The 12873-nt window shown below is 43.6% G+C and carries 12 protein-coding genes and 4 tRNA genes; 4 read left to right on the plus strand and 12 right to left on the minus strand.

Going from position 1 to position 12873, the window contains the following annotated elements; translation table 11 throughout:
* Positions 1-493: 493 nt before the first annotated feature.
* The 6 genes from SPEA_RS12705 to dnaQ all read right to left on the minus strand — a co-directional run bounded on the left by SPEA_RS12705 (position 494) and on the right by dnaQ (position 3276).
* A tRNA-Asp gene (locus SPEA_RS12705) sits at positions 494-570 on the minus strand.
* A 97-nt stretch (positions 571-667) separates the two neighbouring features.
* A tRNA-Asp gene (locus SPEA_RS12710) sits at positions 668-744 on the minus strand.
* Positions 745-841: 97 nt separating this feature from the next.
* Positions 842-918: transfer RNA gene (locus SPEA_RS12715), tRNA-Asp, on the minus strand.
* Between the two features lie 83 nt (positions 919-1001).
* Positions 1002-1078 (minus strand) — tRNA-Asp (locus SPEA_RS12720).
* Positions 1079-1202: 124 nt separating this feature from the next.
* A complete protein-coding gene (locus SPEA_RS12725) occupies positions 1203-2537 on the minus strand; it encodes a TIGR03503 family protein (RefSeq protein ID WP_012155635.1) in 1335 nt (444 codons plus the stop codon).
* Positions 2538-2547: 10 nt separating this feature from the next.
* The gene (gene dnaQ, locus SPEA_RS12730; RefSeq protein ID WP_012155636.1) at positions 2548-3276 is read right to left on the minus strand and encodes a DNA polymerase III subunit epsilon; all 729 of its coding nucleotides are present in this window, start codon (positions 3274-3276) and stop codon (positions 2548-2550) included.
* A gap of 72 nt (positions 3277-3348) precedes the next feature.
* Here dnaQ and rnhA point away from each other — a divergent pair, with 72 nt between their 5' ends.
* A complete protein-coding gene (gene rnhA, locus SPEA_RS12735; RefSeq protein WP_041411506.1) occupies positions 3349-3834 on the plus strand; it encodes a ribonuclease HI in 486 nt (161 codons plus the stop codon).
* Positions 3835-3906: 72 nt separating this feature from the next.
* Here rnhA and SPEA_RS12740 read toward each other — a convergent pair whose 3' ends face one another.
* Complete coding sequence (locus SPEA_RS12740) at positions 3907-4803, minus strand: LysR substrate-binding domain-containing protein (RefSeq protein WP_012155638.1); 897 nt, start codon at positions 4801-4803, stop codon at positions 3907-3909.
* 8 nt (positions 4804-4811) lie between these two features.
* Positions 4812-5552 (minus strand): class I SAM-dependent methyltransferase, encoded by a 741-nt coding sequence (locus SPEA_RS12745; RefSeq protein ID WP_012155639.1) that lies wholly within the window; start codon positions 5550-5552, stop codon positions 4812-4814.
* 138 nt (positions 5553-5690) lie between these two features.
* Here SPEA_RS12745 and gloB point away from each other — a divergent pair, with 138 nt between their 5' ends.
* On the plus strand, positions 5691-6482 hold the full coding sequence (gene gloB, locus SPEA_RS12750) for a hydroxyacylglutathione hydrolase (protein ID WP_012155640.1): 792 nt from the start codon (positions 5691-5693) through the stop codon (positions 6480-6482).
* Between the two features lie 90 nt (positions 6483-6572).
* Positions 6573-8132: a lytic transglycosylase gene (locus SPEA_RS12755; RefSeq protein WP_012155641.1), complete on the plus strand. Its 1560-nt coding sequence runs from the start codon at positions 6573-6575 to the stop codon at positions 8130-8132.
* Positions 8133-8196: 64 nt separating this feature from the next.
* On the opposite strand, the gene SPEA_RS12760 is transcribed toward SPEA_RS12755, so the two are convergent.
* The 3 genes from SPEA_RS12760 to SPEA_RS12770 all read right to left on the minus strand — a co-directional run bounded on the left by SPEA_RS12760 (position 8197) and on the right by SPEA_RS12770 (position 11180).
* Positions 8197-8760 (minus strand): BsuPI-related putative proteinase inhibitor, encoded by a 564-nt coding sequence (locus SPEA_RS12760; protein WP_012155642.1) that lies wholly within the window; start codon positions 8758-8760, stop codon positions 8197-8199.
* On the minus strand, positions 8760-10598 hold the full coding sequence (locus SPEA_RS12765; protein WP_012155643.1) for an AsmA family protein: 1839 nt from the start codon (positions 10596-10598) through the stop codon (positions 8760-8762). The genes SPEA_RS12760 and SPEA_RS12765 overlap by 1 nt, the downstream gene beginning before the upstream one ends.
* Before the next feature lie 84 nt (positions 10599-10682).
* Positions 10683-11180, minus strand: a complete 498-nt coding sequence (locus SPEA_RS12770) for a putative 4-hydroxy-4-methyl-2-oxoglutarate aldolase (RefSeq protein WP_012155644.1) — start codon at positions 11178-11180, stop codon at positions 10683-10685.
* A gap of 187 nt (positions 11181-11367) precedes the next feature.
* Here SPEA_RS12770 and SPEA_RS12775 point away from each other — a divergent pair, with 187 nt between their 5' ends.
* Positions 11368-11685, plus strand: coding sequence for a hypothetical protein (locus tag SPEA_RS12775; protein ID WP_012155645.1), 318 nt, complete (start codon positions 11368-11370; stop codon positions 11683-11685).
* 535 nt (positions 11686-12220) lie between these two features.
* Here the strand turns inward: SPEA_RS12775 and msrQ are convergent.
* Entirely contained in the window at positions 12221-12850 is a 630-nt protein-coding gene (gene msrQ / locus SPEA_RS12780) for a protein-methionine-sulfoxide reductase heme-binding subunit MsrQ (protein WP_012155646.1), read from the minus strand.
* Between the last annotated feature and the right edge of the window lie 23 nt (positions 12851-12873).

Raw genomic sequence — 12873 nt, forward strand, 5'->3', positions numbered from 1 at the left:
ACCTGAGTAAAATACGATAACGCTAAGAAAAGTAAATCAATATTATCGTTAAATAATCTAGGTGGGTAAGAATGCAGCAAGGCAGAGGTGCTAGGTGCTAGGTGCTAGGTGCTAGGTGCTAGGTGCTAGGTGCTAGGTGCTAGGTGCTAGGTGCTAGGTGCTAGGTGCTAGGTGCTAGGTGCTAGGTGCTAGGTGCTAGGTGCTAGGTGCTAGGTGCTAGGTGCTAGGTGCTAGGTGCTAGGTGCTAGGTAAATAGAAAAGCGGACAAACTATAGAATTAAAAGCAGTAAAACGAAAAAAACCTTACAACGCTGTAGAAGCTTTCGTTTTTATGTTTGCGGAGCGGATTGGCTTGGATTACTGCCGAACCCACGAACGAAACGTGACATGCTAACTCATTTCAACAATGTTGCTAGACTAAAACAACCAAACCAGCAAAAACAACAAAACGAAAAAAGCCCTTACATTGCTGTAAGGGCTTTCGTCTTTGTGTTGGCGGAGCGGACGGGACTCGAACCCGCGACCCCCGGCGTGACAGGCCGGTATTCTAACCAACTGAACTACCGCTCCAAAACTTTTCTAGAAACCATTAATTCTGATTTCTAAAGTCATTGCTATGTCACTAACATGACTTACGACTAACTAAACTAGCTAGCTTTTACTAAATTGGCGGAGCGGACGGGACTCGAACCCGCGACCCCCGGCGTGACAGGCCGGTATTCTAACCAACTGAACTACCGCTCCAAAACTTTTCTAGAAACCATTAATTCTGATTTCTAAAGTCATTGCTATGTCACTAACATGACTTACGACTAACTAAACTAGCTAGCTTTTACTAAATTGGCGGAGCGGACGGGACTCGAACCCGCGACCCCCGGCGTGACAGGCCGGTATTCTAACCAACTGAACTACCGCTCCAAAACTTTACTAGAAATCAATCGTGTCAATTTCCAATGTTACTCGTTATGTCACTAACAAATAACTAAAATTTAGTACTTGATTGGCGGAGCGGACGGGACTCGAACCCGCGACCCCCGGCGTGACAGGCCGGTATTCTAACCAACTGAACTACCGCTCCACATCAAGTGCGGTGAATAATACGTAGAGTGAGGTAGTCCGTCAATAGGTTTTTCATAAGATTTTAACTGACTAATCGAAAAATAAACAATTCGTTTTTTCCTTAGACGATTTAGCAAGAAACACTAGCTTTTTCCAAGCTGATTATCGGTATCTTCTGGCATGGTAAGATCGATTTGGTCCAACTCAAGCAAAACTTTCTCTTTACGGATCTCTTTTTCCAGTCGAGCCTCTGTCGCAGCTAATGCTTTTTTAAGATTACTACGCTTACGAATAAACAATAAAACCAATACACCAACCACTATCAGAACAATATTGATTAAAACTATCAGTAAAATCGCTTCTTCTTTAGCTGCCTGCTCCTGTACCTTGGCTATCGCTTCGGCTCTGGCTGCAAGCTCTTCTTCACTAGGTGGTGGCTCAGGAGGTTCAATCAGATTAAAAAATAGTTCTGGTAGGCTTAAATAGATCTCTCTTCCATCAAGGGTTGTGCTCATCGCGCTAATTTTCAGATCGTAACTTCCAAAGTCTATGACTCTAGGTAGACTGAACTGACTTTGCTTTTCGGTGAAATTCGCGATTGAGACAGGAATAACCTTACCCGTAGGCCCCATAATTTCGGCCTCTAAATGAGTCTGCTCCAATAACAGTACTTCATCGTCTATCTCAACATCCAATGTCCAGAGCCCGAGATTAGGAGTTTCAGTGGGGAGCAACTTCACGTCAATTGGGCGTTGAGACAACCTAAAGTCTTGTGTGTACTCTCGCTCTAACACCGTATTTTTCGCCTGAACTTGCAAGGCGTAATCTCCCCAGGGCTGCTCCAAATCTAAATCACTGGTAAATATGCCGTCATCTGGTTTCTCATCGAGTGCCTCACCGTTATCTCGATAAGCACCTACGATTACGGTTCCCGCAGCGTAGTTTTCATCTGCGGTATTATTCTTGCTAATAAAACGTGCAGTCCAATTCATCATAAAATCTAGACCAGGTAGGCGAACTTTCTGCTCATCTCCTAATAATCTGGCTGTTAATTTAAGACGTTCCCCTTGGAACAGAGGTTGAGGGATGGCATCGACCTCGATTGTCAGTATCGAGACCTTTTCAATAACAGAGCCCTGCACCACTTGTCCAAGCAACTGCCAAGGACCTGGCATCGGCTTTTTAATGGTGATCATGTCACCCGTTAGGCCCTCCATCCAAGTGACTTTATCTTCTGGGTGACGATTCACATACCATTTACTGCCATCTGGACGCACAATCACCACAGGACCACTGCCGTACTCTCTGTGGATGAGCAGTGTCATAGAATCGACCATGTGGTCGATTCTAAACCGATTTTTCAGTTCCGAGGCATGATTAGAGAGCACGACATTGGCGAATGTTGCCGCGCTCAGTGAGCAATAGCAGAGTAAGAAAGCAGTAAACAGTTTAACTCTTCTAACCATATTGGGACTCATAAAGTGACATTTATCCGCGCCAGAGGCATTGTCCTGATTTTGCGACTAAGTCTAATCGCTCTTCGTGTCTAATCAGTTCATCGGCCGATGCGGCGATCACTTTAAGTTTTGTTCTATCAGCGCTTAAACGTTGGATACCACCGCCCTCTTGTCCTGCTTTTTCGCTTGAAAGGTTAAATTTAGTCTGACCACCCGTCATTAACAGGTATACGTCAGCCAAAATCTCAGCATCGAGTAATGCGCCGTGAAGATCACGGGCAGAGTTATCGATACCGTAGCGCTTACATAGTGCATCCAAGTTGTTCTTTTGGCCTGGATGTAAATGCTTAGCGATGGCTAACGAATCAAGGATTTGGCAGATGTCAGCAGTTTTTGGACCTAGCGGCTGCAACATTGAAAATTCGTGATCCATAAAGCTAACGTCGAAGTTAGCGTTATGTGCCACAATTTCTGCCCCATCGATAAACTCGATAAAGCTTTGGGCTACTTCATGGAACTTTGGCTTGTCTGCAACAAACTCATTGGTAATACCATGGACCGCGATAGCCTCTTCATCGATAGGCTGTTGCGGATTAATGTATTCATGATAATGACGACCCGTTAAACGGCGGTTCACCACTTCGACACAACCAATTTCAATAATTCGATGGCCTAAATAAATTGGGCCACTCGATTGGTTCATACCTGTGGTTTCGGTATCGAGAATAATTTGCCGCTTGGCACTTGAAACAATATTCATATGAATTTATACATTTCTCAGTTAAATTTTTTGGGTATACTCGCCCGCAATTATAGCTATGGTAGCAACTTGATGACTGGACTGAAACAGATCTCTATCTATACCGACGGTTCTTGCCTAGGAAATCCGGGCCCTGGCGGTTATGGCATCGTTTTAAAGTACAAAAAACGCACCAAAGAACTGGCCGATGGTTTTGCCCTCACCACCAATAATCGTATGGAGATGCTTGCGCCGATTATAGCCCTCGAAGCGCTAAAAGTGCCATGCGAGGTCATATTAACCAGCGATAGCCAATATATGCGTCAAGGGATCACCCAGTGGATCCATGGTTGGAAACGTAAAGGGTGGATGACTTCAACAAACCAGCCCGTGAAAAATGTCGATCTTTGGAAGCGTTTAGATACAGTATCACAACGCCACCAAGTTGAATGGCGCTGGGTAAAAGGCCACGCAGGACATAGCGAGAACGAACGCTGTGACGATCTTGCGCGCCAAGCTGCAGAGGCTAAGCCCACACAAGAAGATAACGGGTACCTAGCTCAGCAAAAACAAGACTAATAATAAACTCGGCCTAGAACCTGTCACGCTGGCTGGTTCTAAGCTTTATCTTTAGAACTTATCTTTGGAACATTAGTGCTCCGTATTAAGAAAAGTTCGGCAAAAATCAATAAAGGCTAAACCCACCGGGGTAAAGTGGCGGCTCTTATGATGGATTCGATAAAACTGTCGCTCTAATCCTAACCCTTCAACTTCGATGACTGACAACTCTTTACGGATCAGTTCTTTCTCAAGAGTTAGCTCAGATAACACCCCAAGCCCTGCTCCCTGCTTTACCGCTTGTTTAATCGCATCCGGAGTCGAAAATCGGAACTTTTCTTGTGGTTGCATATCCAGAGCATTCGCCGCACTGACAAAACAATCTCGAGTGCCAGAACCCTCTTCTCGCATCACCCAGGGCATGCCGCTGAGCTCACTCGGCGCAACAGTTTTACCCGCGAGCGGGTGCGCAGGATGACAAAAAACCAACAACTTGTCTCTGTGCCACGCTTCGACGGCAATACGACTGTCGAGACATTGCCCCTCAATAAAACCCATCTCACTTCTAAACTCTAAAACCGAATTAATGACCTTTTGGCTATTTTCGATATCGACATTCACCAAGGTATTAGTGTACTGCTGACAAAATGCAACCGCCGACTTTGCTAACAGATAATTACCTATCGTAGAGCTAGCGCTAACGTTGAGGTTACCGCCAAGCTCGGTGCCGGCTGGCGAAAAAGCATGTTCAATTTGATCAATCTTTTGCAGTGCTTGGGTAGCTAAAGGTAACAGTAGACTCCCTTGAGAGTTTAACCGTAAGCGATTACCAATACGTTCAAATAAACGCGCATCCAGTTGCTTCTCTAATTCTGACAATGCCATAGAGGTGGCTGGAGACGATAAACTCAACATCTCGGCCGCCTTTGCAACTTGCCCGCTGCGAGCTACCGCTTCAAAAACGGCTAGCTGTTTTAATGTAATACGCATTAAGTCTCTTAATATTTATCTGAAGATTTTGGCGCATGGCCTGCACGACTCGCACTGGGCGCCGTCGACCAACTTGGCCGCTTAACTTTACGTTTTAGTTGTATTGGGGTCAGAGGGCTCTCTAATTTCTTCGCCACCAAGACATATACGCTACCAGTACTGGGCAACCAAGACTTAAGCGCATGAGACCAAATATTGTCTGTTTTCATTTCTTTAAGCAGATGATGATGTAATAAACGCTCATCGGCAACCACTTGATACCCCAGTAGACCTAGCCAGTCTTTTACCCGTGAGGGCATAAAAAAACGACCGCACCATGGAATATCTTGCTGATGGCTAGGCAGGATTTTCCCCATAAACATAGGGCTGAGAGGGTTAAATCCGGTTATCACCAAGTGACCACCAGAAATGAGCACTCTATCGACTTCACGCAGTAAACGATAAGGGTCGGCTTCAAACTCGAGGAGGAAGTTCATCACTACCGCATCAATGCTGGTGTTTTGGATCGGTAACTGGCAGTAATCCCCCTCTATATTCGCCTGAGCCTCATCGAATAAAGAGTACTGTCGACTAATACCAACCCCAGTTTTTGCCATTTTATGACTCAAGGGGCCTAGATTAAGCATGAAATAACCAAAAATTCTTGGCCACCAAGGAGATAAAGCCTGCTCTACGCTTTGGCGTATAACGGGCCCATTCGGGAGTTCTGACCAATGATAAGGCTTTAACGGTAATTCAGACTGTGACAAATCAATCTCCAAAATCACTGACGTTCTACTTTAATAACGAAAGCGGTATACAAGCAATAGCTTTGCTCAGTAAACTAACTAAAGTGCTCAATTTATTTTGCTGGAGCGCTTAATTATATTAAATGAGAGAGTTTAGACATGTTACATATCACTCCATTAGCCGCGTTCAATGATAATTATATCTGGGTGTTCCAATCTCAGCAAAATACTGGTGCCGAAAGTAGTGGCATCTACGTCGTAGATCCTGGTGATGGCCAAGTTGTCATCGACTACTTAATCCAAACAGGACAGGCACTGCTAGGCATACTCATCACCCACCATCATCATGATCACACCGGTGGGATCGAACAGTTGATCCGTCGATTTGGTGCACAAATTGCCGTTTATGGACCGCAAAGCGAGAATATTATCGGTGTAAATCACCCTATCGTGGCAAACGGTGACATCTCCCTCACAAATGCAGGTTTAAATGCAAAAGTTATTCAGCTACCCGGCCATACCTTAGGTCATATCGCTTATTTAATCGAAGATGTTCTATTTTGTGGTGATACTCTGTTTAGTGCTGGCTGTGGTCGTATTTTTGAAGGCAGTGCCGAGCAGATGTACCAATCACTCAGTGAGCTAGGTCAGCTGCCTGACAATACCAAAGTTTGCTGTGCTCACGAATACACCATAGCGAATCTAGCATTTGCTAACAGGGTTGAGCCTAATAATGCAGCCCTCATAGATTACACAAAAAAAGCCCAAGCCCTTCGAGCTCAAAATCTGCCGACCTTGCCTTCATCAATTGGACAGGAAAAGGCGATTAACCCCTTTTTAAGAAGCGATAGTGAAGAAATTTGCCAATCTTTATCCATTCAATTCCAACAACCTATCAATAATCCATTGCAAAGCTTCTCACTTCTACGCCAATGGAAAGACAATTTCTAAAAAATAATCTACAATAGCCCGCTATTCTAGCGCCACTAGGCCAGATTTACTCTGGTTTTTTTGAGCCTAAATTAAGGACACTGATTTTAGATGCGCGTACCATTTTTATTTGTCGCAGGGGGTATTGCTCTGTTGACAGGTTGTCAAACTTTAGACAACCAACAGACTTCGGAAGGGATCCCTGCCAAGCCAGTTGCAGTTGAGAAAGTCGCCCCTAAGCCTATTGAGCCAGAGATTGTTGAGGTCGTTGAAGTCACCGATATTTGGCAACGAATTCGTCTCAATATGCAGATGGAAGTCCCCGATGAAAAACTCGTTCGCCAATATCGCGACTGGTATATAAAACATCCTCAACATTTAGAGCGCGTATCTGAGCGAGCGACGCCATTTATGTATCTGATTGTAGATGAGATCGAGAAGCGTAATCTACCAATCGAGTTGGCTCTGCTACCCATTGTTGAGAGTGCTTTCGATCCTTTTGCCTACTCACATGGTGCAGCATCAGGCCTTTGGCAATTCACTTCGCCAATGGCACGTCACTTCGGCCTACAGATGAACTGGTGGTATGACGGTCGCAGAGATGTCCCCGCCGCCACGATTGCCGCTTTAGATATGCTTGAGTACCTTCATGGTAAAACGGGGCAAAATTGGTTATATGCCATTGCCGCCTACAATACAGGTGAAGGACGCGTGATTAACGCGGCTAAGCGCAACAAGAAAAAAGGATTATCGACTGATTTCTTTAGTTTAAATCTTCCAAGAGAAACTGAGCGCTATGTTCCTCAGTTACTTGCGTTAGCCGACGTGATCAAAAATGCCGATAAATATGGCATTAAACTGACCCCCATCAGCAATGAGCCACAAATTGAAGTCATCAATATTGGTAGTCAAATCGATTTAGCGCTTGCCGCTGACATTGCCAATATGACCACATCAGAGCTACACAAGTTAAACCCAGGTTTTAACCGTTGGGCCACGGCTCCTGATGGGCCACACAAACTTGTATTGCCCGTTGATAAAGCCGATGCCTTTAAACTGGCATTAAATGACACTAGCACAACCGATCGCCTCAACTGGGAACGCTATAAGATTGAGTCAGGCGACAGCTTAGGATTAATCGCAAAACGTTACCGCACTACGATTTCGGCATTGAAGGCAGTCAATGATATCAATGGCAACACCATTGTTGCCGGAAAGTACCTGTTGATCCCCGTTGCAGCGAAGAACCTTGATGAATACCTGTTGTCAGCCGATCAACGTCTAGCGCGTCAACAAAATAAAGCCCGTGGTGCCAGTAAAATTACCTATAAGGTCAGATCCGGTGATTCTCTGTGGAAAATTGCCAAGCAGCACAAGGTGAAAACGGCCCAACTTGCCAGCTGGAATAGCATGGCACCTAAAGATCCGCTGCAGATTGGCCAGAAGCTCGTCATCTGGTCTGGTACCGTATCTAACAAGAGTGGCTTAAGCGAAGTGATGCGTACCGTAAATTATAAGGTCCGTAATGGTGACTCTTTGGCTCGCATCGCCAATAAGTTCAATGTCAGCGTTAGCGACCTCGTTCGTTGGAACTCACTCGAAAAGAGCAAGTATATTCAACCCGGTCAAATGCTTAAGCTGTATGTTGATATGACAAAAGTCAGAACATAAGTTGAACCCATTAAAAAAGGCGACCTTAGGTCGCCTTTTTTATAGCTATGACTTGGTTAACCAGTTAGTAGCTGTATATTACAGGAAGCATGGCTGGCACTTGAGATTCAGTCGCACGTCCGGCGAAGATCGCCTCAAGGCTATAACCTTTACCTATCTTCATTGCGACGTTCGCAGGGATTTCAAATTGTACTCGTTGAGTCTTACCCGCTGGCATCACTAGTTCACGAATTGCCTGAGTAAACATCATCTCATTTGACCAAGCCCAGACTCGGTTTCCTTGCGGATCGAATAACCATAAGTCTGCCGTCATTCCTGAAGGAAACATCAAAGGTACTCCATAAGGCTGATTATTTGTGTATTCCAGCGTAATATCAGCCTTGCTTTTCACCACAAGCTGAGCATCTAATAAGCCCTGACTCACAGATTTCCCCTCTTTAACCTCTCGCTGTTCATCCTTAGCACCTCCAACAATAGCAGCTGGGGCAACGACAACTGCCGCCAGATCTTGTTGAACACTCGCCGTGTTATTCGCAGTAGCGCTATCAAGATTTTTGGCCTCGGTTTGCTGACCAGAACAGCCCAGCAAAGCAACAGCGATTAAAGGCGGTAAAAGTGTCTTAACCATTAAAGGCCTCCAAATTTCTTAAATAAGCTGTCTTTTAGCTTATTGGTTTCATCTTTAAGTTTTGAGTCCAGTAATGCTTTAGTGTCTAACGCAAATTTTGGCTCTGACATAGTACCGCTAATGGCAAATGGGATCTCGACGCCATAAAGTGAATCGCGAGTGTCTCCGCCTTGCCCTTCAAGTGAACCAACCACAGATGTGGTTAACTTATAATCTAAAGCTTCACTGATAATGTTAGCCGTACCCGCCCCTTTTAAGCGAATAAGTGGTGAAGCCATATCCAGATCAGGATTTGTAACTACACCCTTAGCGACATTAAATGAGCCTGTCATGCTGGTAAAGTCTGTCTTCTTTTCAGTAGAGCCAGAACTTGCCGACAGATCGCCACCCAACTTAGCTTTTGCTTCACGGATCATCTGTGGAATATTAACGCCATGAATTGCACCATCAGTAATTTCAAACTGACCGTTTGCGATAAGGTTGCGCTTTAAGTTATCGGGGACTAGGCTACGCCCCTTACCCGCTACGTTAAAGTTAGCCTTACCATCGAGCAGATCTACTTCGGCCATATCGATTAGCAGTGCACGAATGTCCACGCCTGAAAGACGCTTATCAAACTGATAGTTAGCTACTTTTTCTCGGCCATCGAGTTTTGCAGTTGCATTGATTTTTCCGCCATATAGATCAGCTGATAATTGCTTAATATCGGCTACACCGCCTTTCAGCAGCAACTTCATCACCCAGTTTTGAGTCTTTAAGTTAGCCACTTTGACTGACTTGATCCGTACATCAACGTCAAGATTAACCGACTTCATCGCGGTTAAATCTGGCTCAATCGCTTTCGATGGCTTTGCTGTTGGCTTATCTTTTGGTTTATCTTGCTTAGCCGCCTCGCCCTCATGCTTTGGCAATAATGCATCAAGGTCGACATCTCCCACCTCAAGCTTAGCGACAACCTGAGGTACTTTACTACCGTACGCGATATCAAGCTTACCGTTGGCGTTGATATTGGCAGCACTAAAGCTTGAAAGCACTAGACTCAATGTTTGCTTATCTAATGCCACGACTAAAGAGGTGGTTAAATCAGCCTTTAAGCTACCATTGGGTATACCTTCACCAGTGACTTGATTATTAACGACGAAATCATTAATGGTAATAGTCTGAAGATCTTGAGCGACCTTTATCTGCCCTTCCCCTTGGCTAGTTACAGCCATATCAGGCATGGTGGCAGCAAATTCATACTTTAAAGGCGCAAACTCTCCCAACTGGAACCGACCTAAGGTTAACTCTTTTAAGGCAAAAACTTGTTCGCTTTGGCTTAAATGGTCAATATTAGTAATTTGAGTATTGGTAATTGCGATACCACCGATATCTAGCCGTGCTAGCGTGGCATGACTCGAAGCCGTGTTTTGTGTCGCGCCTTTTGAGACGCTCTTCTTGTCCGCGTTACCCGCTAAGCCATCGAAACTGTTTCGCCCATCCTTTTGCGTTTCCAGCATCAAGGTCAAGCCATCAAGGTTTAGCTGAGATATCTCCACCTCTTTCTTTAATAGCGGCATTAATGCAACTTCGGCAACGACTTGGTTCACCGACACCATGGATGCATTTTTAAAACCTTCTGGATTTGAAAGTGTGATCTTCCCCAACTCTATCCCCAAGCTAGGAAAAAATGTCCACGATAAGTCACTACCAATAGCCAACTCACGGCCCGTTTGCTTTTTCACCAGCTCGACGATTTGCGGCTTGAAGTCATTAGGGTCAAAAATCACGGTGACATATAGCACCAAGGCGAGGACTAATCCTAAGAGCGTTATAAAAAACCATTTTAAAAATTTCATAGCAGATCCCATCTGTTATCACTAAAAGACTTTTATAAAAATCATATAATGAGCCTTTATAAAGCGTCTAATTTGAAGAAATAATTATAAATTGAGTACCGAAATATCTAGCGCTTCATTCGATATAGCCACTCCGTTACCGTCGGCATAGATAAATGATTGAGGTGAAATAATAACGCCGTATATTTCTACAGCAATGTTAACTTCACCAATACCCTTTTTCACTGTTTTGATTGGGTTAGCACCAATAGCTTGAATTCCGAGGTTAATCGTTTTCAATGTACCGACATCTCGCACACAGCCTAAAATGACCACTCCTTGCCAGCCGTTATCCGCAGCATTTTGGGCTATCATATCGCCTAATAGCGCGCAATCCATCCCTCCTTGGCCGTCAACAACTAAGACTTTACCTCGACCGTCTTGCGCGAGTAACTCTTTGACTTTTGAATTGTCTCGATAGCATTTTACAGTGACGACTTCACCCCAAAAGCACTCCTGTTTACCATAAGAAATGAACATAGGGGGGAGTAATATGAGTTTGTCGCCATAAGTGTCGAATAAATCGGGTAACAGATCTAGCATCAAGCCTCCATGCATAGGTAGAAGTAACACATCTGCCTAGATTGACAGGTAAGGAGTCGAAACCCAAGTATTAACACAGAAATTTACGATAATTTATGTCATCTAGACTTTTCCACGAACAAAATACAAACTATAATATTAATCAATGTCTCAAACAAACTCCTCTGTTAGTTAACCGTAGGTAAAAATGAACACTAATATCGAATTAGAAAGTGCTCTCGCAGCACTTGACCAATATGGTTATGATAAAAAACATTCCAGTGATTTAGAGCAAGCTCGTAATAAAGCCCAGATGTTAAAATATATCGACTCACTAGACTTTAGCCTTCGTCGGTTATTAATCTTACAAGAAGCGGTTAATGAGCAAGTCGAAAAAGAAAAGAAGCTAATCGCTCAGAAAGAAAGTATTCAAACCTATAAAACAAAAATCATTAATCTTTCACGTCAATTTAATCTTTCCTACGATGAAGTTGTTCAGATAATGAAACAACAAGAAAACGGTTAAAAAACAACAACCTCATGCATGTGTTATAGCTAAACGCAATAGCTTATAACTTTAGTTGTTAACTTTAAATTACGGATTAATAAGTGACTAAATAAGCCTTTAAGTTTTTTAATATCATCTAACTGCAGATTTATAGCCTATGGATGGGCTAAACTATCAAAATATATAAACATCCGCGCAACGACTACAGCAAACGAATGATGCCCATTCGATAACAAATTGATTTAAACACTAAAGCGAGACTTAGCGGCAGCTCAAAGTGTTCCGCCCAGCCCCTTCTCACCTACTTACTTACTATAAACAACGTTTTACCAAAAATCTTATTGCTGGTTCTGAATGACTCGCCACCTGATGGTGTAATGAGTTATTTACTCTCGTTCTCTTCTTGATTCTAGTCTTAAAGAGTAGACTAACGGGAATAATTTTTATTTGTCATTGTCGATGAGAACAGCATTCAAAATATAAATAGAGTTTAAATATGCAATTAGTCTCCCAACTTAGCCGCCCTTACCTCCCCCCACTTACTTTACTGCTCTTACTTTAAAGGAATGCTGAAATACTTTGAAAATATCCGTTTCCAACTTCTAATTTTTTTAAGTCTAACTCCGAGTACCATACTAAAAAAAAGTAAGTACAAGCTAGGTTCAATAATTTCAGATTTAACAGACCAATAAAAGTGTACAGGAACTAAGACCGCGATAAGATATATAAAATTATGGAGTCTTTGCCAACGTTTTCCCATTTTTCGTCTAACTGCGTTAAACGAAGTAATAGCTAACGCAAATAACAAGATATAAGCTGTCGCGCCGACAAGTATGTAAGGACGCTTTACTACTTCTTCAAAAAATAGTGACCACGCAAACAGTAGATCCAAGCTAAAAAAAGCCAACACATGCAAACTCGCATAGGTAAACACATACAATCCCACTAAGCGCCGAGTTTGCAATAATAGCCCTAGTTTAAATTTCTTGGCCAAGGGTGATATCAGCAAAGTTGCCGCTAACGCGTTAAGCGCTCCGGTACCAGTAAAGTGGATAATATACTGCACAGGATCTCCGCCCGCATTATCACTCAACACCTTGAGGACTAAGTAAACTATTGGGCTTAATCCAATGAGGTGAAATGATGCTTTTAGCCAAAACAAATGACGGCTAGTCGAGCCCATGAAAACCTCCTTCGAACGTTTTC

Origin of the sequence: Shewanella pealeana ATCC 700345, from assembly GCF_000018285.1 — a bacterium.
Taxonomy (GTDB): domain Bacteria; phylum Pseudomonadota; class Gammaproteobacteria; order Enterobacterales; family Shewanellaceae; genus Shewanella; species Shewanella pealeana.

Excerpts from the sequence above, each read along its gene's own strand:
- SPEA_RS12740 (WP_012155638.1), bottom strand. The coding sequence starts at position 4,803 with ATGCGTATTACATTAAAACAGCTAGCCGTTTTTGAAGCGGTAGCTCGC.
- SPEA_RS12765 (WP_012155643.1), bottom strand. The coding sequence starts at position 10,598 with ATGAAATTTTTAAAATGGTTTTTTATAACGCTCTTAGGATTAGTCCTC.
- SPEA_RS12775 (WP_012155645.1), top strand. The coding sequence starts at position 11,368 with ATGAACACTAATATCGAATTAGAAAGTGCTCTCGCAGCACTTGACCAA.
- SPEA_RS12725 (WP_012155635.1), bottom strand. The coding sequence starts at position 2,537 with ATGAGTCCCAATATGGTTAGAAGAGTTAAACTGTTTACTGCTTTCTTA.
- SPEA_RS12755 (WP_012155641.1), top strand. The coding sequence starts at position 6,573 with ATGCGCGTACCATTTTTATTTGTCGCAGGGGGTATTGCTCTGTTGACA.
- msrQ (WP_012155646.1), bottom strand. The coding sequence starts at position 12,850 with ATGGGCTCGACTAGCCGTCATTTGTTTTGGCTAAAAGCATCATTTCAC.
- rnhA (WP_041411506.1), top strand. The coding sequence starts at position 3,349 with ATGACTGGACTGAAACAGATCTCTATCTATACCGACGGTTCTTGCCTA.
- SPEA_RS12770 (WP_012155644.1), bottom strand. The coding sequence starts at position 11,180 with ATGCTAGATCTGTTACCCGATTTATTCGACACTTATGGCGACAAACTC.
- dnaQ (WP_012155636.1), bottom strand. The coding sequence starts at position 3,276 with ATGAATATTGTTTCAAGTGCCAAGCGGCAAATTATTCTCGATACCGAA.
- gloB (WP_012155640.1), top strand. The coding sequence starts at position 5,691 with ATGTTACATATCACTCCATTAGCCGCGTTCAATGATAATTATATCTGG.
- SPEA_RS12760 (WP_012155642.1), bottom strand. The coding sequence starts at position 8,760 with ATGGTTAAGACACTTTTACCGCCTTTAATCGCTGTTGCTTTGCTGGGC.